Origin of the sequence: Paraburkholderia sp. EG286B (assembly GCF_040965655.1) — a bacterium.
GTDB lineage: Bacteria > Pseudomonadota > Gammaproteobacteria > Burkholderiales > Burkholderiaceae > Paraburkholderia.
The window spans coordinates 1-255 of the sequence record NZ_JBFRCF010000248.1 but is presented as its reverse complement, the minus strand read 5'-3'; the positions used below and the strand labels follow the sequence as shown (position 1 = coordinate 255).

The window sequence follows — 255 nt, the reverse complement described above, 5'->3', positions numbered from 1 at the left end:
AAAGGCCGTAGCCGCATGGACCTGCTTCGTAGACAATGCATACGTGCGGTGCCTTGGACTGCATGCGCTGGCACAAGCGATCGATGTCCGCCTTCGAGGTGCCAATCTTGCCCAGCAACTCCACCTCGCCTGTCTCGACGGCGTAGGCTGCTGTGATCGATTCCTTGTCGGGTAGCAGCAGCGCATCACTGCGCCGCCGCCCCCTGAGAACCGGACGTGCGGGTCACCCCGCATCCGGCTCAAGCCATTGCTTCA

Annotated in this window: 1 pseudogene; it reads right to left on the bottom strand. The window is 62.4% G+C overall.

The window, feature by feature from the left end:
- Positions 1-181: pseudogene (locus AB4Y42_RS44620) on the bottom strand (IS110 family transposase); the annotation flags it as partial.
- Between the last annotated feature and the right edge of the window lie 74 nt (positions 182-255).